This is a genomic window from Marinomonas algae, assembly GCF_047525555.1.
Classification (GTDB): Bacteria; Pseudomonadota; Gammaproteobacteria; order Pseudomonadales; family Marinomonadaceae; genus Marinomonas.
In genome coordinates this window covers 471,890-490,993 of record NZ_JBLIXK010000001.1, presented here as the reverse complement: position 1 = coordinate 490,993, position 19,104 = coordinate 471,890, and the positions used below count along the sequence as shown (strand labels likewise).

General features: G+C 41.4%; 19 protein-coding genes. 9 read left to right on the top strand and 10 right to left on the bottom strand.

Annotated elements, in window-relative coordinates; genetic code table 11:
• Positions 1-15: 15 nt before the first annotated feature.
• Both ACMUMQ_RS02285 and ACMUMQ_RS02280 read right to left on the bottom strand, forming a co-directional pair.
• Positions 16-897 (bottom strand): polyprenyl synthetase family protein, encoded by an 882-nt coding sequence (locus ACMUMQ_RS02285; RefSeq protein WP_414680424.1) that lies wholly within the window; start codon positions 895-897, stop codon positions 16-18.
• Positions 894-1,136 (bottom strand): exodeoxyribonuclease VII small subunit, encoded by a 243-nt coding sequence (locus ACMUMQ_RS02280; protein WP_317003100.1) that lies wholly within the window; start codon positions 1,134-1,136, stop codon positions 894-896. The genes ACMUMQ_RS02285 and ACMUMQ_RS02280 overlap by 4 nt, the downstream gene beginning before the upstream one ends.
• 172 nt (positions 1,137-1,308) lie before the next feature.
• Here ACMUMQ_RS02280 and pomA point away from each other — a divergent pair, with 172 nt between their 5' ends.
• From pomA to dapB, 3 genes are all read left to right on the top strand, one after another.
• Positions 1,309-2,064, top strand: coding sequence for a flagellar motor protein PomA (gene pomA / locus ACMUMQ_RS02275; RefSeq protein WP_414680423.1), 756 nt, complete (start codon positions 1,309-1,311; stop codon positions 2,062-2,064).
• A gap of 40 nt (positions 2,065-2,104) precedes the next feature.
• The gene (locus ACMUMQ_RS02270; protein WP_414680422.1) at positions 2,105-3,097 is read left to right on the top strand and encodes a flagellar motor protein MotB; all 993 of its coding nucleotides are present in this window, start codon (positions 2,105-2,107) and stop codon (positions 3,095-3,097) included.
• Positions 3,098-3,229: 132 nt separating this feature from the next.
• On the top strand, positions 3,230-4,030 hold the full coding sequence (dapB, locus tag ACMUMQ_RS02265; RefSeq protein ID WP_414680421.1) for a 4-hydroxy-tetrahydrodipicolinate reductase: 801 nt from the start codon (positions 3,230-3,232) through the stop codon (positions 4,028-4,030).
• A gap of 134 nt (positions 4,031-4,164) precedes the next feature.
• Here dapB and ACMUMQ_RS02260 read toward each other — a convergent pair whose 3' ends face one another.
• The 7 genes from ACMUMQ_RS02260 to ACMUMQ_RS02230 form a co-directional block, all read right to left on the bottom strand.
• The gene (locus ACMUMQ_RS02260) at positions 4,165-5,373 is read right to left on the bottom strand and encodes a quaternary amine ABC transporter ATP-binding protein (RefSeq protein ID WP_414680420.1); all 1,209 of its coding nucleotides are present in this window, start codon (positions 5,371-5,373) and stop codon (positions 4,165-4,167) included.
• Positions 5,366-6,262: an ABC transporter permease gene (locus ACMUMQ_RS02255; RefSeq protein WP_414680419.1), complete on the bottom strand. Its 897-nt coding sequence runs from the start codon at positions 6,260-6,262 to the stop codon at positions 5,366-5,368. Before ACMUMQ_RS02255 ends, ACMUMQ_RS02260 begins: the two co-directional genes overlap by 8 nt.
• A gap of 92 nt (positions 6,263-6,354) precedes the next feature.
• Entirely contained in the window at positions 6,355-7,353 is a 999-nt protein-coding gene (locus tag ACMUMQ_RS02250; protein WP_414680418.1) for an ABC transporter substrate-binding protein, read from the bottom strand.
• 324 nt (positions 7,354-7,677) lie between these two features.
• Positions 7,678-8,157, bottom strand: a complete 480-nt coding sequence (locus tag ACMUMQ_RS02245; protein ID WP_414680417.1) for a MarR family winged helix-turn-helix transcriptional regulator — start codon at positions 8,155-8,157, stop codon at positions 7,678-7,680.
• Positions 8,158-8,324: 167 nt separating this feature from the next.
• A complete protein-coding gene (phrB, locus tag ACMUMQ_RS02240; protein ID WP_414680416.1) occupies positions 8,325-9,725 on the bottom strand; it encodes a deoxyribodipyrimidine photo-lyase in 1,401 nt (466 codons plus the stop codon).
• A 32-nt stretch (positions 9,726-9,757) separates the two neighbouring features.
• Positions 9,758-10,735, bottom strand: coding sequence for a YbgA family protein (locus tag ACMUMQ_RS02235; RefSeq protein ID WP_414680415.1), 978 nt, complete (start codon positions 10,733-10,735; stop codon positions 9,758-9,760).
• Between the two features lie 47 nt (positions 10,736-10,782).
• Entirely contained in the window at positions 10,783-11,793 is a 1,011-nt protein-coding gene (locus tag ACMUMQ_RS02230) for an NAD(P)/FAD-dependent oxidoreductase (protein WP_414680414.1), read from the bottom strand.
• Positions 11,794-11,975: 182 nt separating this feature from the next.
• On the opposite strand from ACMUMQ_RS02230, the gene ACMUMQ_RS02225 reads away from it, so the two are divergent.
• Together ACMUMQ_RS02225 and ACMUMQ_RS02220 are read left to right on the top strand one after the other, a co-directional pair.
• Positions 11,976-12,905 carry a MerR family transcriptional regulator gene (locus tag ACMUMQ_RS02225; protein ID WP_414680413.1) on the top strand — a complete coding sequence of 310 codons (930 nt, stop codon included), beginning with the start codon at positions 11,976-11,978 and terminating at the stop codon, positions 12,903-12,905.
• Positions 12,906-12,995: 90 nt separating this feature from the next.
• Positions 12,996-13,274: a DUF2061 domain-containing protein gene (locus ACMUMQ_RS02220; protein WP_414680412.1), complete on the top strand. Its 279-nt coding sequence runs from the start codon at positions 12,996-12,998 to the stop codon at positions 13,272-13,274.
• Positions 13,275-13,345: 71 nt separating this feature from the next.
• Here ACMUMQ_RS02220 and ACMUMQ_RS02215 read toward each other — a convergent pair whose 3' ends face one another.
• Positions 13,346-14,704, bottom strand: a complete 1,359-nt coding sequence (locus ACMUMQ_RS02215) for a sodium-dependent transporter (RefSeq protein WP_414680411.1) — start codon at positions 14,702-14,704, stop codon at positions 13,346-13,348.
• Between the two features lie 435 nt (positions 14,705-15,139).
• Here ACMUMQ_RS02215 and ectA point away from each other — a divergent pair, with 435 nt between their 5' ends.
• From ectA to ACMUMQ_RS02195, 4 genes are all read left to right on the top strand, one after another.
• Positions 15,140-15,637, top strand: coding sequence for a diaminobutyrate acetyltransferase (gene ectA / locus ACMUMQ_RS02210; protein ID WP_414680410.1), 498 nt, complete (start codon positions 15,140-15,142; stop codon positions 15,635-15,637).
• Between the two features lie 66 nt (positions 15,638-15,703).
• Positions 15,704-17,017, top strand: coding sequence for a diaminobutyrate--2-oxoglutarate transaminase (gene ectB, locus ACMUMQ_RS02205; RefSeq protein WP_414680409.1), 1,314 nt, complete (start codon positions 15,704-15,706; stop codon positions 17,015-17,017).
• A gap of 70 nt (positions 17,018-17,087) precedes the next feature.
• Positions 17,088-17,477, top strand: a complete 390-nt coding sequence (locus tag ACMUMQ_RS02200) for an ectoine synthase (RefSeq protein WP_317003117.1) — start codon at positions 17,088-17,090, stop codon at positions 17,475-17,477.
• Positions 17,478-17,615: 138 nt separating this feature from the next.
• On the top strand, positions 17,616-19,058 hold the full coding sequence (locus ACMUMQ_RS02195; protein ID WP_414680408.1) for an aspartate kinase: 1,443 nt from the start codon (positions 17,616-17,618) through the stop codon (positions 19,056-19,058).
• The last annotated feature ends 46 nt before the right edge of the window (positions 19,059-19,104 follow it).

Sequence of the window (19,104 nt, the reverse complement as noted above, 5' to 3'; positions counted from 1 at the left end):
AAGCGGGTAAGTATATCAGTGGTTGCGCCCAATAATATAGTTTGCCAATTCAATTAACGGCTGTGCCGCATCACCAAAAGGTGAAATCGAGGTGACGGCTTGATCATGTAAGCTCTTCGCCAGTTCTTGAGCGCCCTGTAAACCGAGTAATTTAGGGTAAGTGGGTTTGTTGGCATCTTCGTCAGAAAACTGTGTTTTGCCCAATGTGGAGGTGTCGCTGGTGATGTCTATGATGTCATCTTGAACCTGAAAAGCGAGGCCAATTGCATTGGCGTACGTGTCTAATGCGGCAAAGTCTGCGGGCGTTGTCGCTCCTGTGCTGATGGCTCCCATACGGACGCTTGCACGAATGAGAGCGCCGGTTTTATGTTGATGCATTTCTTCTAAAGCCTGAACATCAATATTTTTCCCAACACTGGCAAGGTCGATCATTTGGCCTGTCACCATGCCATGACGTCCAGAAGAGTGCGTTAATTCTTGAATGAGCTGTAGTTGTAGAGCAGCGTTCTTATGCTTGGCTTGGCTCAATAATTCAAAAGCAAAGGTTTGCAGAGCATCACCTGCAAGGATGGCGGTCGCTTCGTCATATTTTATGTGAGAGGTTGGTTTGCCTCTGCGCAAGTCGTCATCGTCCATGGCTGGCAAATCATCATGGATTAAAGAATAAGCGTGAATGGATTCAATCGCCGCGGCGCTGGCGTCTGTCAGGTCGTTTGCATCGCCAAATAATGAAGCGGCGGCATACGTCAGCATAGGACGAACACGTTTGCCGCCATTAAATAGGCTGTACGCCATGGCATCTTGTAAATGCGTCGCGGGTTTGTATTCGTTTAGATGTTGAACAAGATAGCTGTCTACTCGATGGCGAGCGTATTGTGAAAAATCGTCTAAAGTCACGAATTGGTTTCCGGATCAAATGTTTCTAAATGCTCACCATCTTGTTTCTCAAGCAAAATTTGAACTTTTTGTTCTGCTTGGGTGAGGACAGACTGACAGTCTTGGCTCAGTTTAACACCTTTTTCAAAGGCTTTTAGAGACTCTTCAAGAGAAAGTTGATTAGACTCAAGTTGAGTGACGATGTTGTCCAATTCTTTTAGGTTTTCTTCAAAATGGCGGACATTAGTTTTTCGAGACATGGAAGTTACTCTTGATAAAATGACATTTTCTAATGGAAAGATACTCACTTTTTAAGAGAGAGTTAATGAAAATTACAAAAATTACGCAAGAAGATGTCATGGTTAGTGTTTCTTTCGTATAGAATCATATTAATATATTGATCGCATTATAGCTTTTTGTTGGGAGACGTGTGTGGATATCGCAACGTTATTAGGACTTATAGGGTCTTTTGTAGTTGTTGGGGCTGCCATTTTTTTGGGTGGGTCTGCAGGGATGTTTATTGATACCACCTCAATACTTATCGTATTGGTTGGATCAAGTTTGGTTACTTTAATGCAATATCCACTGGGGCAATTTCTTGGTGCTGGTAAAGTTGCAGGTAAAGCTTTCATGTTCAAAAGTGTTCCAATGGACACATTGATTGATGAAATTTACGGATTAGCAGATGAAGCTCGTAAGGGCGGGTTACTGTCTCTAGAGGGAAAAGAAGTTAGCCATCCTTTTTTATCTACTGGTATACAAATGTTAGTAGATGGTCATGATAGTTCTGTTGTTAAAAATCAGCTTAGTAAAGAAATGAGCCAAGCCTACAACCGTCATAGTAGCGGCGCCAAAATCTTTAAAGCTTTTGGTGATGTGGCTCCAGCGATGGGGATGATAGGAACCTTGGTTGGTTTGGTACAAATGTTAGCCAACTTATCGGATCCAAGCTCTATTGGACCTGCCATGGCGATTGCACTTTTAACGACACTGTATGGTGCGATGGTGGCAAACATGGTGTGTCTACCGATTCAAGCCAAACTCAATGCTCGTGCCGAAGAAGAATTAACCTGTCAAAAATTAATATTAGATGCTTTGCTGGCCATTCAATCGGGTCAAAACCCTCGTGTGCTTGATGATGCATTGAAGTCTTATTTGGCGGAAGGGAAGCGAACTGCACGCGAGTAGTGTTAGTTATAAATCATGTTAGTTGTAAGTGGATTCTATAATGAGTGATGAAGAAGAATCAGATTGCCCTGAATGTATAGAGGGTTTACCTGCTTACATGGGAACCTTTGCTGATCTCATGTCGTTATTGCTGTGCTTCTTTGTGCTTCTATTGTCATTCGCAGAAATGGATGTCATCAAGTTCAAACAGTTGGCGGGTTCATTAAAATACGCTTTTGGTGTGCAAAGAGAAGTGGAAGCCGATGCGATTCCTATGGGGACGTCTGTCATCGCTTTGGAATTTAGTCCAGGTCGACCTGAACCAACGCCAATTAATGAGGTTAGACAAAAAGTAGACTCTGTTCCAGAGCATACTTTGGAAGTACTTTGTAAGCCGGATACGGCAGAGCTGAATCAGCAGGAAGATTCTGGGCAGCCTTCAGAGGTCACTTATGTCAATAAATCTCAAGCAGATATAGAACGAGAGCAGAAAATTCAAGAAACAGAAGAAGATGCTCAGCAAATTGCTTCTGTGCTGCGAGAAGAAATTTCGAAAGGTACGGTCGAGATAGAAACTCAAGAAGAAACTATTACGATTCGAATTAAAGATCAGGGTTCTTTTGACTCAGGATCGGCTGAATTAAACTATGATTTCATTCCGGTTATCGACTTAATACGTGATGTATTGGTTGGGATTCAAGGAACGATTTCAGTCGAAGGGCACACAGATAATATACCGATTGATAGTGTTCGATTCCGTTCGAATTGGCAGCTGTCTTCCGCTCGTGCTATCTCAGTTGCGGAAGAGCTTTTTGCTACAGGTCAGCTAGATCAAGGGCGCTTTGCTGTAACAGGCTTTGCAGATACTCGTCCTCTTGTTCCAAATGATACAGTGAGGAATCGAGGGACTAACCGTCGAGTAGAAATTGTGATTAAACAGAATGATCAATCTCGACCAGCTGTACGCCAAAGTCTAGACGACTTGCCGGAAGAAGGTGTGATTGAGTTTGATTTGGAAACCATTGAAGAGTTAAGACCTAATGAAATCTTTTAATCATTGATTCTTCGTAAAAAGGAGCTTTGGCTCCTTTTTTTATGCCTTCTAAGTCATCTTAATAGTTTTAAGGGCTGAGATTTAGGTCATTTTTTGTTATGGTTTGCGAAATTTTTTGAGGAAGACAAGATAATGCGAATAGCAGTGATTGGTGCGTCTGGGCGCATGGGAAAGTATTTGATTACAGCCATTAACGATGCTGAAGGTGCTTCTTTAGGTGCCGCTATTTTGAGACCTGGTAGCAGTTTAGTTGGAGCAGATGCAGGTGAAATCGCAGGTGTCGGCAAATTAGGAGTTGCGGCTGTTGCTAGCTTAGCTGATTGCGTTGATGACTTTGACGTGCTTATTGATTTTACGACGCCTGCGCTGACACTAGAAAATGCTGCGTTTTGTGTGAAGCATCAAAAAGCCATCGTAGTTGGTACAACGGGTTTAAACGATGAAGAAAAAGCATCCTTGAATCAGGCTGCAGCTCATTCTCCTGTGGTTTTTGCGCCAAACATGAGTGTTGGTGTGAATTTGACTCTTAAGCTGCTTGCAACGGCTGCAGAGATTCTAGGCGATGATTACGATGTAGAGATTGTTGAAGCTCATCACCGTCATAAAGTTGATTCACCTTCTGGTACGGCTTTGCGTATGGGCGAAGTGGTTGCGGATGCATTAGGTCGAGATTTAAAAGAATGCGCTGTGTATGGTCGTGAAGGCCAAACAGGAGCTCGCACACAAAAAGAGATTGGCTTTGAAACCATTCGTGCTGGTGATGTTGTGGGTGAGCACACAGTGTGGTTCGCGACAGAAGGTGAGCGTATTGAAATCACTCACAAAGCGAGTAGCCGTATGACATTTGCAAAAGGCGCTGTGCGCGCTGCAAGCTGGCTTGAAGGTAAAACAGCTGGCATGTATGACATGCAAGACGTTCTAGATTTAAAATAAGCTATGACTTTTATTTTGGTCGATAAAGCTTATTGACCGAAATGTTGTGCAGATATAAAAAACCGCATTCATTTTGAAAAGTGAATGCGGTTTTTTTGAGTGCTTTTTAGTGAAAACAAAAGAGCCTAAGTGAATTACTCAGCGCTGTATTCAAGTGTTTCAGCTAAACTTTCAGAACTTAGATCACCCACACATTTACCATTCTCATCCAGAACGGGTAGAGAGTAGTCGGATGTTAATGAGTCAGACAGTGCTTCTTGCAATAGCATATCAGGCATTAGAACAGGTATCTTGGTGACATCTTCAGGCGTGATTCGGCCTTCTGGACGTAGTTTAATGGCTGCTTCCAATTTCTTGCGAGTCAGAATGCCATGGAACCCAGATTCTGTTTGATAAAACGCGTAACCTTGCTTAGGCAGTTTAGTGATCGCTTCTGCTAAGTTATCCGATTTTATAATCGGCACTGACTGCTGCATGATTGTTTTGACTGGTACTGCACGAGCACGGTTTACATCTTTAACAAAAGCTTCAACGTAGTCATCTGCAGGGTTTAGAAGAATATCCACTGGTGTACCAATTTGTGACAATACACCATCGTTTAGAATGGCTATTCGGTCACCAATTCGTAATGCTTCATCCAAATCGTGAGTAATGAAAATAATGGTTTTTTTCAGCTTTTCTTGTAGCTCAAGTAATTGACCTTGCATTTCACTACGAATCAAAGGGTCAAGCGCCGAGAAGGCTTCGTCCATTAGTAGAATTTCGGCATCAGTACAAAGAGCACGAGCCAAGCCAACACGCTGTTGTTGACCGCCTGATAGCTGGCCAGGATATTGTTCTTCGTAACCCGCCAAGCCAACAGTCGCTAGCCATTTTACGGCTTTTTCAGAGCGTTCTTTTTTCGGAACTTTTTGAATTTGTAAACCGTAAGCAACATTTTCCAGAACCGTTCTATGTGGTAAAAGCCCGAAATTTTGGAAAACCATGGACATTTTGTGTCGTCTAAATTCGATTAACTCTTCTTTAGACAGTTTCATAATGTCTTCGCCTTCAACTTTTATTTGACCGGAAGTTGGGTCAATAAGGCGGTTGAAGTGACGAATAAGCGTAGATTTACCAGAGCCTGAAAGCCCCATAATCACGAAGATTTCGCCTTGGTGTACGTCAAGGTTAATGTCTCGTAAACCTACTGTGTGGCCAGTTTCTGCTAGTATGTCTTTTTTGTTTTTACCTGTTTCTAGCATAGGTAAAATACTTTGCTCTTTGGGGCCAAAGATTTTGTATAAACCGTTTATTTCGATGAGAGGACTCGTCGTTTGGTTATCTGTGTTTGTGCTAGTCATGACGATTTCCTAGATGTTTTTGTGAGCGTTTAGCATAAGCCTGAGAGACTCGATCAAAAATAATAGCAAGCGCTACAATGGCCAATCCGTTTAGTAAACCCAAAGTAAAGTATTGGTTGGTAATGGATTTCAAAACAGGTTGCCCTAAGCCTTTTACACCGATCATAGAGGCTACAACCACCATAGCGAGAGCCATCATGATAGTTTGGTTGATACCGGCCATAATGGTTGGCATAGCTAGGGGTAATTGAACACCAAATAATTTCTGGGTATTTGTGGCCCCGAATGATGTTGCTGCTTCCATGATTTCTTTGTCGACTAAACGAATACCTAAGTTGGTTAAGCGAATAACTGGTGGAACAGCATAAATAATAACGGCTATAACACCTGGGATCTTACCAATGCCCAATAGCATAACAACGGGTATTAAGTAGACGAATGCGGGCATGGTCTGCATGATGTCTAATATGGGCGTTATGATGGACTGCATTCTATTTGAACGTGACATCAAAATGCCGGTAGGCACACCAATGACGATTGAGAGTATCGTACAAACGGTAATGACACTTAAAGTACGCATGGTGTCATCCCACATGCCAAATATACCAATGGCAAGTAAAGACGCCAGTACGCCAGTACAAAGCTTCCATGAGCGAGTTGCGCTGTATACAACAGCCAAAATCACACCTATGGTTAACCACCAAGGGGAAGCTAATAATAATTTTTCGAACCAGACTAAAAATGAGAGTAATGGATCAAAAAAGCTTTCAATAAGTTCACCGTAATTACGAGAAAACTCACGATAGGCACCGTCTAGTGTCTTTTTTACGGTGGTGAGATCTTTCCTATCTAATTCTGGGAAGCTAGTAAACCAAGAGCTGTCGGCCATTTTTATTGGAACCTTGTTGTGTATTAGGAAAAGTAAAAAAGCACTATCGACATTTATTTCATGACTCTAGTGCTTTGTCATATAAGTTACTTTTAGTTAAGAGCGGCTTTTATTTTCTCAGCAGCGTCTTTAGTAACCCAAGTAGACCAAATGTCTTCATTATTTTCTAAGAAGTATTCAGCAGCAATGTAACCTTCAGCTTGGTTGTCTTCCATCCAAGCCAACAAAGTGTTCATTTTTGCGTTTGTGAATGAACGTTTTGTTAAGTATTCATATACAGCTGGCTTTTCGCTTGCTAATGCTTCTGTTGTGATCGTATCAACAGGGGAAGGTGGGTACATGCTTGGTTTTGGATCTTCACAGTATTCTTGTGTTAAACAAGTTTGGAAGTGTTCCAAGTTAACGCCAGAACCAAAGTCTACTTTTACCATTTCATATTTACCTAAAACAGCAGTAGGCGCCCAGTAGTAACCTAACCAACCTTCTTTACGCTCATATGCTTTAGCGATAGAGCCAGACAGACCAGCAGATGAACCTGGATCAATTAGGTCAAAGCCACGCTCTTCCATGTTGAATGCTTCGTATAAGTGGCCAGTAGAGATTTGGCAGTTCCAGCCTGCTGGGCAGCTGTACAATGCGCCCAATGAATCATCTTCTGGATGTTTAAACAATTCAGGGTGTTTTAGGATTTCTTCCATAGAAACAAGTTTAGGATTTTCGTCTACTAAGTATTTTGGAATCCAAAAACCTTCTTCACCACCATCTGATAATGATTTACCAGCGAAACGGATACGTTTGTCTGCAGCACCTTTGTTTAATGCTTCGGCCATAGAATTTGACCATAATTCTGGAGCAATATCAGGCTCGCCTCGTTCGATGATTGAAGCACCTGTTGCGTTTGTATCACCAGGAACTAGTTCAACGTCACAGTCATAGCCTTCACTAAGGATGAAGCTATCGATGTTTGCGATTAGCGTTGCTGAGTTCCAAGTCATGTCAGCAATTGTTAGGTCGCCACATTCATTGTTTGCTGCAAAAGCCGAAGATGCTGAAAGCATTACCGTCAGTGCAGAAAGAGTCTTTATATGCATGATTTGGTTCCTTTGGGTATCGTAAAGAGATTGATTTAATTGTAATTACTTTATAGATCTAATATTTATACATCAAATCTAATCGTCTGACAAATCACGAAAAAACGAATAAGGCTTCTTTGAAACCCAGTATTCACAAGGATTTTCATTATAGATCAATAAAAAAAGTAGTTAGATAAGAATGGGTTTTAGGGGGATTTATTGCAAAATAAGGCAAAAAAGTGACGTTTTTAGTATGAAAATCTAAAAAAAGTATCTTCTTTTTTAGACTCCCATACTAATGAATGAGGCTATTGTGATGTCTTTCTTAAGGTTTTGTAATGATTATGCATTAGGGGAATTAATAACGAGCAAAGGTGCTGCATCCAGAGACTCTGCATCCATCATAACCGCAACTCGTTGTAATGAAGATAGGACTTGGGTTTGTTCCCAGTCGTCTAATGATCCAAATTCGTCGATGAATTTTTCATGCAGCAACGGCGGTGCTGTTTTCAGTATGTCTTGTCCTAAACTTGTTAATCGAGCATTAACAATGCGTTTGTCTTTTTGTGCTCTGACGCGTTCTACGAATTTTCTATCTTCCAAGCGATTTAAGATAGTTGTAACGGTCGCCTGACTTAATGAAACGCTGTCTGAAATACGTCTTACAGTTACGTCACCAAGCTCTTCAATAGAGCGCAGCACCATAATTTGTGGAATGGTTAGGCCGCAGGCTTTAACAACGCGCTTTGATTGCAAATCCGTTGCTCGGATAATGCGTCGTAAGTTAACAAGTACATCATGTAGGTGTTGTGAATCAGACATAACGATAAGAGGGTCCAGAAAGTGTTGTAGAAATTGCTTTTCGAAAGCGTTTATCGCGCTAAGTTTAAATCTATTAGAGTTCAAAGTATAGATGGGGTTTTCGGTATTAGAAAGGTCTAGAAGAAAAACTTTGTTATCGTGTGTTTTTCCCCTAGACCAAAAGGGGGTTATGAAAGGTTTTTTAACTCGTCAAAGGCTGCAATAGCAGCCAATCTAGAAGATTTATAATCCACAATAGGTTCTGGGTAATGACATTTGGCTCTTTGCTCTGAACTCGGATTGTGTATTGATTTTGAGTCTAGTTCGGCGAGTTCTGGTACAAAGCGTTTAATGAATTCACCTGTTTTATCGTAAGTTTCAGATTGCCTTGTTGGGTTAAAAACTCGGAAATAAGGTACAGCATCACATCCAGTTGATGCACTCCATTGCCAGCCGCCATTATTCGCTGAAAATTCACCGTCAATCAGCTTGCTCATAAAATACGCTTCGCCTTTTCGCCAATCAGCAAAAAGCAACTTGGTAAAAAAGCTTGCTGTGATCATTCTAAGGCGATTATGCATCCAGCCAGTCTGATTGAGCTGTCTCATGGCGGCATCTACGATAGGGAATCCTGTTCTGCCTTCGCACCATGCGTGAAACTCATCTTGATTGTTGCTCCAACGTAATAGGTTGGTGTCTGGTTTAAAAGGTTGATTCATGGACAGCAAAGGGAAGTGTCCCATTAGCTGACGATAAAAGTCTCGCCATGCCAGTTCTTTTAACCAAATGCTGTCTTGCCAATCCCTTTCTTCTTGGTCACAAGTATAAAGAATAGCTTCTAAACATTGCCTTGGTCCTAAGGCGCCTAATGCGAGATAAGGAGAGATGGTACTGGTAGCAGGCTGTATCGGATAATCTCTGCCATCTTGATAATGGCGCTCTTTATGATGACAAAACTGCCAAAGACGTTGTTTGGCAATGTCTTGGTCTGCTGGCCATAAATCTTCCCTGAACGGTTTGTTCCAATTTAAGTCGAGTAAGATAGGTTCTATCGGTTCGGATTGAGGCTCAGGGGCTGGAAATGGTGTGATGTCTTGTTGAGCTAGCAGCGTAACCCAACGTTTAAAGAAAGGCGTGAAGACTTTAAAGGGTGTGCCTTGTTGGCTTAATACAGCTTGAGGAACAATTAAATCTACAGATTGAATGTGTGTCGCAATATTGTGCTTTTTTAATGCTTCAAAAACGGCTTGGTCTCTTTGTTGCTCATGCACGGGCAAATCATGGTTGAACCAAAGGTGCTTGATGTCATTTTCCAAACAGAATTGCGTTATTTTATCTGGAAGCTGTGAAAATTTTTCGGCATGAATGAGATATAACGGAATGCCAAGTTCAGCCAAAGACTCACTTAGTGTTTGAATCAAACCTGCTCTCAAGCCTGTTTTTGCATCAGATTCGTTATGCTCTTTCCATTGTTGTGGTGTAATTGTAATAACAACAGCCACTTTACCTTGCTTAGAAGCATGGTAAAGCGCTGGATTATCTATGCTACGGAGATCATTCCTTAGCCAAACTAGGTGTTCAATTTTCATTCGATGTCTGAGTCCTGCTATTCGATGTTTTACTAAATAGTGTTGCGAATACCTAATGGCGTTGGGTACGGAGCAAAGTAGCTTTGTTGATTGATGTATTCGCTGCCGTAATGTTTTAAATAATGTTGAAGTAGCGTCATTGGTGTCGCTAGATTCACTTCCCCACGACGATACTGCTCGACCACATTGATAATGTCTTTTCGTACTGAAACATCGACAGCATGTTTCAGATAACCAATCAAATGCATCAATACGTTACAGTGATTTTTACGCTGTGCTGGTTTAGACAATGTGGTCATTAATATTTCAAAGTACGCATCTCTTAATTCACTCACTGGTCTTGGATCGTTCCCAGCAAGTAGACGACCAAGTTGGCGATATACTGGTTGAGAATGCGCCATCACCATGTATTTGTATCGGCTATGGAATGCAATTAGGTCTTTCATTTGAGTTGATTCACCGACACTGTGACGGAAGTCATGGTGGGTAAATACTCGTAGCAAAAAGTTCTCTCTTAACTTTGGATCATTCAGACGGCCATCTTCTTCGATTGGTAAAAGAGGGTAGCGCTTTTGCAACTCTTTAGTGAAAAGGCCGGCACTTCTTTGCATATGAGGATGTCCATTTTCTTGGTACACCTTAATTCGCTCTAAGCCACAGCTCGGTGAGTTTTTCATCACAATGTAGCCATCAAGATGAGAAAGCTTTTCAAGATATGCGTTTGAACTGTCCATAAAAACATCTGAGACATTTTTGTCTGTTTGTTTTGTGAAGACCATTCTAGGGTCTTTTGGATCACCTTCTAAGCGCAATGTTGGGCGAGGTGTACCAAATCCTGCTGCTACTTCTGGGCAAAATTTTTGATACTCAAAATAGTTAGTCAGTACTTTATTGCAATAGTCGGAGTTACTGTGTCCGCCATTAAAACGGACATTGTCTCCTAACAAACAAGCGCTGATTCCAACTGGTATTTTTTGTTCTAGCTGATCTGGTGTATGAAATAATGGCATTTTTATTCTCCAAAAGATGAGTTGTTAACTAAAAATAAACGGATAGTTCAACGGCTGTCTTTTATTGCATTTGTGAGGAAAAAAGCGCTTAAAATGGCACCCTCAGCATCACCTTGAAATAACCAATCGCCAGCCAATCCAACATTGTGTTCGGGGGACCAGGCAAAAGGTTGATTACCTTTGTTTTGTTCAAATCGGCCTAATAACCATCTATGTGGCTCGCCGTGTTTTATCGCTCTTTGTTCTGTATGCTCCGAAAAAGCTTGAAGAAGTGCTTGAGTGATTTGTTTTTTATCAGCATCAAGGTGTTCACTTGTCCACTTTGTATCGGCTTGAATAACCCAGCGATCTACATCATCGCCTTTACGCATAGGCTTATGGTTATCTTTTATCATTCGAGCAATAGGACCTTGATCGAATTCGATCAAAGCATTCAAGTCGCTGCTGCTTGCTTCTAACCACATGGCCCATTGTGACTGATATGTTTTGCTTGCCTGATTTGCTCTTAACAATAGAACGGCTAAATCAGCATGGGTGGCCAATATCATCGCGGCTTGTGGTGCTGGTGCCGTGATGATGATCTTTTTAGCATGAACCACTTTTTGATATTTATCGTCTCTTAGTAACCAAGTCGGTTGATTGTTATCACTGTGAACCTGTTCTATGTGATGGACTCGTGTTTCAGTAATAAATGTCGATTGATTTAGCCAATGGCGAGTAATCACACTCATTTTTGGTACACCAACAAAAGCTTGAGCCTCTGGCTTGCTACATTGTTTCCACGGCGCTGCAATATTTTCTTTTACCAGCTTTTCCAATATTTCTTTTGACTCTGGTTGGTGTGCGTAGATAAAAGGGGTGCCCAGATCACAGCTGATGTCGTCCGCGATTTTTTTGCTGCTTGCTCGGCCACCGCTTCCGCGGCCTTTTTCTATAACACATACCTTATAGCCAGATTCTGATAACAGATGAGCAGATAAACTTCCGGCTAGACCAGCACCAACAATGGCAATATCAAAGATGAGTGCTTCATTCTTGTCTCTTGTCTGTGTGCTCATAATGATATTGCTCCGCTTTCTTTGTTGTCTTTCTTATACAATATAGAAACTTGTACAATAAAAGCAAGTTTATTGTACAAAAAAATATTTGTATAGATTTTGCCTGTTGAATAAGTTTAGGTCACAATGGGTTTTATTGTGTGTATCTCTGTTTTTAGTGTTGATATTTATTGGAAATGAAAATGAGCCAATCAAACCAAAATGAAGAAGTGGCGAATGCCGACGCGTCAGATGTGTTGGATGAATCTCTCGTTTTAGACAGTTCTTCTTACTTTCCTATTAGAGAGCTGTCTTTGAAGACCGGTGTGAACTCCGTCACCTTACGAGCTTGGGAGCGTCGTTATGGCTTGTTGAAACCAAAGCGAACAAAGAAAGGTCATCGCCTTTATGATCAAGGTGATGTGCAGCGTGTGGAAGGAATACTGCGTTGGATTCAGCAAGGTGTTGCAGTGAGCAAGGTGCGTGCTTTGTTAGATCAAGGAACGGCCGTTGAGGGTGTTTCGCCATCAAATGAGTGGTTAGATTGGCAGGCGTCTTTGTTAAAAGCATCACAAGGCTTCCAAGAGGAAAAAATAGAGCAGCTTTATCAGCAAGTGTTTTCGCAATACCCTGCTGATATTGCTGTGCGAGACTGGTTGTTGCCCAGTTTTGAAAAGTTGGGCAAAGGAGCGGCATTAGCATTTTGCGAGTCCGTTATTCTGTCGTGTCTGATTGCGCGAACAAATAATTTTCGATCTCAAGTAAAGCATGCGCCTAAGGTATTGATTACAGGTTTGATGTCTCAGCGAGTGCTTTGGTGTTATATGGCGGCTGCTATGTTGTTAGACAAGGGAATATCTTGTCGAGTTGTGCCAAACGCTCAGCAAGCAGATGACTGGTCTCACCTAGTTGAAGGTGTTGATGCGCAATCTATATTGGTATTTTGCGAAAATGAACAGGCTCCGAAGTCGTTAGACCTCATCTCACAAATGCAGCAATGGGAAAAGCCTGTTACAGCAGTAGGCGCAGGTTTTTGGTTGGCAGCCCATGAACTAAATATAACCATGCAAGGCAGTGTAGAAGTGTATTCCGAAGCGTTGGAAGGGGTAAGCAGTTTTATAAAGCGCATTTAATAAAAAACTATCAGACAAATATTAATAATATATTTTGGTTATTTAATCTTCTCATCTAATATCTTTATTAAATCAAAAGAGGAGATTCAAATGACTAAAACTATTACATTCGCTGTTATGCACTTTTCAATTGCCTTCACTGTGGCTTACTTGATTACAGGAAGCTTTATTGTTGGTGGTTTGGTTGCCATTGTAGAGCCAGCAATCAACACTGTGGCGTTTTACTTCCACGAAGTATTTTGGAATAAATTTCAAAAGCTTAAAGAAGCAAAAGGGCCAAATGCTCAGTCATTTTACTCAGACGCTGAAGCGGCTATTACTAAGACATTTCAATCTGCAGGAGAGAGCTACGCTTTAAGATCTATGTAGGTTTCTTGAGTGATTTGGCATCTTCAAAACACCCACTAAAGAGAACTTTAGTGGGTGATGAAGAACTCAAATTAAGACATAGGGAACAGAAGGAAATATAAAACAATAGCGACAGCAACTGGCGCTGTAAATTTCATCGAAACTTTCCAAAGTTTAAATACTGTGTCCGATAGTTCTAGCTCGTCCTGAGCAAACTTGTCTTTTACTACCCAACCGGCAAACAATGCGATCAAGATGCCGCCTAATGGCAACATGATGTTGGCAGTAATATAGTCTAATAAATCAAATGTGTTCTTACCGAAGAAAGTAACATCGGAGATGACATTGAATGATCCTAGGCAAGCTAAGCCCAACGCCCACACACCAGAACCAAGAAGAATAGACGCGGAAGTACGTTTCATTTCAAACTTTTCAACTAAGAAAGCAACAGTTGGCTCTAATAGAGAAATAGCTGAAGTCCAAGCGGCAATGCCGACTAAGACAAAGAACAATACACCGAATAATTGACCGAAAGGCATTTGTCCGAACGCCACTGGTAAGGACATAAACATCAACCCTGGCCCTGCAGCTGGGTCCATATTGTTGGCAAAAATGATTGGGAAAATAGCCAAACCTGCAACCAAAGCCACAATCGTGTCCAATGCACCGATAGCCAATACTGTCTTACCAATAGAGGCTTTCTTCGTCATGTAAGAGCCGTATGCCATGATGGTTCCCATACCCAAAGATAAGGTAAAGAAAGAGTGGCCTAAAGCAACAAGAACGGCATTCCAAGATAGTTGGCTTACGTCAAAATGGAACATGAAATCAACGCCAGCAGCAAAGCCATCTGTCGTCATTGCATAGCCAAGAAGAATTAATAATAGAACGAACAAAGCTGGCATCATGATGCGAGTTGCTGTCTCGATACCTTTGTTGATACCTGCAGCAACAACAGCGATCGACATAACACTAAAAATAGTGTGCCAGATTAGTAGAGTGGCAGGATCAGAAAGCAATGCACCGAAAGCGGCGCTGGCTTGTTCTGAAGTAACATTGGCCATTTCGCCTGTCAGCATGACTTTTATGTAATGTAGAACCCAGCCTGCGACAACAGAGTAGAAAGAGAAAATAAACACACCTGATAGCATGCCCATCAGACCGATAAGACCCCATTTTTTAGAGCCTTCAGATTCTTCGGCTACATCAACGAGGGCATTGATTGGATTTTTTCGAGCACGACGACCAATAAACACTTCAGCCATCATAATAGGAATACCAACTAATACGATACAAACAAGGTAAACCAAAACGAACGCGCCGCCGCCATTTTCACCTGTGATGTATGGGAACTTCCAAATATTACCTAAACCAACGGCAGAACCCGTCGCTGCCAAAATGAATATCCAACGACTCGCCCAGGAGCCTTGGATAGATGTTTTATTTGTCATAATTATCTCTAAATGATTAAAAAAATAAAAAATATATTGTAGTCAAAGTTTGTTTTGCGACTGCTTTTACACTCTTGTTGCATCAGAAGTAAATGAACGCTTAATAAGCCAAACTTTGAAATCCGGCAGGATTTTCCAAACTTCTGCGTCTATATGCAACAAAAAAAGGCAATTTTGCTTATCTTTCTTTCTCCTCAAAGGCTTATTAATCGTATTTATTGTGTGTTTTTTACTTGCTCTTGATGTGTATATGGTTAGATCTCTAACTATTTTCTAGACGAAATAATATTTTTAGGTATAATGTTTAGACATCAAACTATAGTTTCTGTTGTTTAAAGCAAAGTTTTTAATTTTCTCTTTGTTTATAAATAACTTTTTCTAGTAGTGGATAGATATATAGTTTTCTAAATAATTTGTTTTCTAATGGATGTGGCTATGAATGGCAAAAAAATACTTTTTGATAAACCAAGCGCAATGGATGGAATGGCAGTCCATAAACTGATTGCTTCTTGCCCACCATTGGACACAAATTCTGTTTATTGCAACTTACTACAAGCCAGCCATTTTAGTGAAACTTCTATCATGGCTCGTTTAGAAGATGGTGAGCTAGTTGGCTTTATTTCTGGATACATATTGCCGAATGCTCAAAATACTTTATTTGTTTGGCAGGTTGCTGTGAGCGATCAGATGCGAGGACAAGGGTTAGCTAAGAAGATGTTATCAGCTTTGCTTGAAAGACCTTTTTGTCGTGATGTAACGCATATAGAAACGAGCATTACAGCAGATAACCAAGGATCTTGGGCTTTGTTTAGAAGTTTGACTAATGAGTTAGGCGCCGTATTAGAAAAGTCGGTGATGTTCGATAAAGAACAACATTTCAAAGGACAACATGAGACTGAGCACCTTGCCAAAATCGGCCCTATCCCACGCTAAAAAGCGACATGACTAAGACGTTTTATTTTTCTCTTCTAACACTTTTAACTTAACAGGGTACTTAATATGAAAATTTTTGATGAAATTGAATCCGAAGTTCAATCTTACGCACGTTCTTTTCCGCGAGTTTTCCATAGAGCGCAAGGCGCACATTTATACGATCAAGAGGGCAATAAGTATCTGGACTTTTTGGCTGGTGCAGGGACTCTGAATTACGGGCATAACAACCCAATCCTCAAGGAAAAGCTCATAGAGTACATCTTGGAAGATGGTATTACTCACGGTTTAGATATGCACACCAAAGCCAAAGGTGAGTTTTTGGAAACCTTTAAAAAGCACATTTTAGAGCCTCGTGGCTTTGAGTACATGATGCAGTTTACTGGCCCAACTGGAACCAATGCGGTTGAAGCGGCATTGAAGCTGGCGCGTAACGTCACAGGTCGAGAAAATATCATCAGTTTTACCAATGGCTTTCACGGTTGTAGCTTAGGCGCTTTGTCTGTTACGGGGAACTCGCATCACCGTGGTGCGGCAGGTATGACATTAGGTGCAGGTGTATCGACTGTGCCATTTGATGGCTATTTAGGTGAAGGCATAGAAACCACAGAATATCTGGACAAGGTGCTTACCGATTCTAGTAGTGGTGTTGATTTGCCTGCTGCCGTGATCGTTGAAACAGTCCAAGGTGAGGGCGGCATTAATGTGGCTGGCTTTGAGTGGTTACAGAACCTTGAAGCGGTTTGTAAAAAGCATGGTGTGTTGCTGATTGTGGATGACATCCAAGCTGGTTGTGGTCGCACAGGCACTTTCTTTAGTTTTGAAGGTGCAGGCATTCAGCCTGATATTGTCACTATGTCTAAATCATTAAGTGGTTATGGTTTGCCATTCGCTGTGGTATTGATGCGCCCTGAGCTTGATGAATGGAAACCTGGCGAGCATAACGGTACTTTCCGAGGTAATAACCTTGCGTTTGTGACGGCAAAAGCAGCGATTGAAACCTATTGGAAAGACGATGCCTTCGAGAAAGACATTAAGCGTAAGGGCGATTACATCCATCAGCGTACACAGGCCATAGTCAATGAATTTGGTGAAGGGAATTTCACTGTTCAAGGTCGAGGCATGATGCGTGGTATTAACTGCGTGAGCGGCGAATTAGCCGATAAAATCACAAAGAAATGTTTCCAGAATGGTTTGATGATTGAGACGTCTGGAGCGGATGATCAGGTAGTGAAATTCCTATGTCCTTTGATTATTAAAGATGAAGATTTAGAGCAGGGTATTGATATTTTAGAGCGCGCTATTCGTGATGTATGTGCGAAAGAAGACGATATGCCAGAAGCCAAAAGCTACTTTGATGAAAATTACGATATTGCCGTTTAAAGATTAACGATAAGAACACGTTTGTTAACCAGCAGGCGTGTTTTTTTTAGAACAAAATTAGGAGTGAGACATGTTTGCACGAGACCTAGCTGAATGCGAAAAAACAGAACGCCGAGTGGTTTCTCCCGATGGAAACTGGGAAAGTACTCGACTTTTATTAAAAGAAGACAAGATGGGGTTTTCTTTTCATATTACGACGATTTATGAAGGTAAAGACTTCGACATGCATTATCAAAATCACCTTGAATCTGTGTATTGCATTGAAGGTGAAGGTGAAGTGGAAAGCCGTGAAACTGGACAGAAACATTCGATCAAACCGGGTGTTGTGTATGTTTTAGATAAGCATGATGCCCATACATTAAGAGCGTTTAAAGAGTTGAAATTGGCTTGTGTGTTTAATCCACCAATTACTGGAAAGGAAGTTCATAATGCCGAAGGGGCGTATGAAATTCTAGAATAATAATTTGGACTATTTGAGTGCAATTCATACAAAAGTGCTTAAGTTTTTTGCACTATTATGACACTATAGCGATCATTTTTTATTCTGAGCGAATAACGTACTTTTTCGCTTCTAGGCCTTTTAAGAATTGGGTAAGTAATGGGACAGCACACAGTTGAAAAAATCGGCGGTACGTCTATGAGCGACTACCGTTCGGTTAGAGATAATATCATTTTTAAACCGACTCAAGCGCATAGCATGTATCAGCGAATTTTTGTGGTGTCTGCTTATGCTGGCATGACAGATAAATTGTTGGAACATAAGAAAACAGGCGACGCTGGTGTGTATGCTTTGTTTGCTTATGACCGTCAGCAGAACCATTGGTTGCCAGCATTAGAAGAAGTGCGCGCCGCCATGCTTGAGATCAACCATAGCCTGTTTGATGCGGGCGAGTTACGTGACCAAGCGGATGCTTTTTTACTTGAGCGTTTAAAAGATGCTCAAGAGTGCCTTGAAGACTTGTATCGTCTTTGTCAGCATGGCCATTTCTCAATCAGTGAGCACCTTGCAACAGTACGAGAAATGCTAGCAAGTATTGGTGAAGCTCACAGTGCTTGGAACACGGCGCATTTATTAAAGCGAGACGGCGTGAATGCTGTTTTTGTTGATCTGACTGGCTGGAACAGTCCAAGTCAAATGTCGCTTGATGAGCGCATTGTTGATGCATTTAAAGATGTTGATCTACATAAAGAATTACCTATTGCTACAGGTTATGCTCATAGTGAGACTGGTCTAATGTCAACATTCGACCGTGGCTACAGTGAAATGACTTTTAGCCGTATTGCTGTTTTGACAGAAGCGCGTGAAGCAGTGATCCACAAAGAGTTTCATTTGAGCAGTGCAGACCCACGTTTGGTTGGCGAAGCGAAAGCTGTACCAATCGGTCGTACTAACTATGACGTAGCGGATCAGCTGGCTAACCTTGGGATGGAAGCGATTCACCCTAAAGCCGCTAAAGGTTTGCGTCAGAGTAATATTTCTCTTCGTGTTAAAAATACCTTCGAACCAGACCACACTGGTACTTTAATCACAGGCGATTATGTCAGTGATGCGCCTTGTGTTGAGATCATTGCTGGTTGTCGTGGAGTGTTCGCGGTTGAAATATTTGACCAAGAAATGGCGGGCGATATCGATAAATTTGATATGGCGATTCTTAAAGTACTGAGCCAATTTAATGTCCATATTATTGCTAAAGACATTAACGCTAACACCATTACGCACTATTTAGCGATTAATTTAAAAATCCTAAAGCGTGTTATGCAAGTTTTACAAGAGCGCTTTGAAGGTGCTGAGATCACCCAACGTAAAGTGGCGATTGTGTCAGCGATTGGTAGTGATATGAAGACGACAGGTATGTTGGCTAAAGCTGTAAAAGCAATTGCAGAGCAAGAGGTTAATGTCTTGGCTATGCACCAATCTATGCGTCAAGTAGACATGCAATTTGTCGTTGATGAAGAAGACTATGAAAAAGCGATTTGCAGTTTACACAAAGAGCTTGTCGAGTCTCATAATCATGGACGTGCGATTTGTTTAGCGTCTTAATATAGGCGTTAGAAAATCAAAAAGCCCCAAGTGCATTTGTACTTGG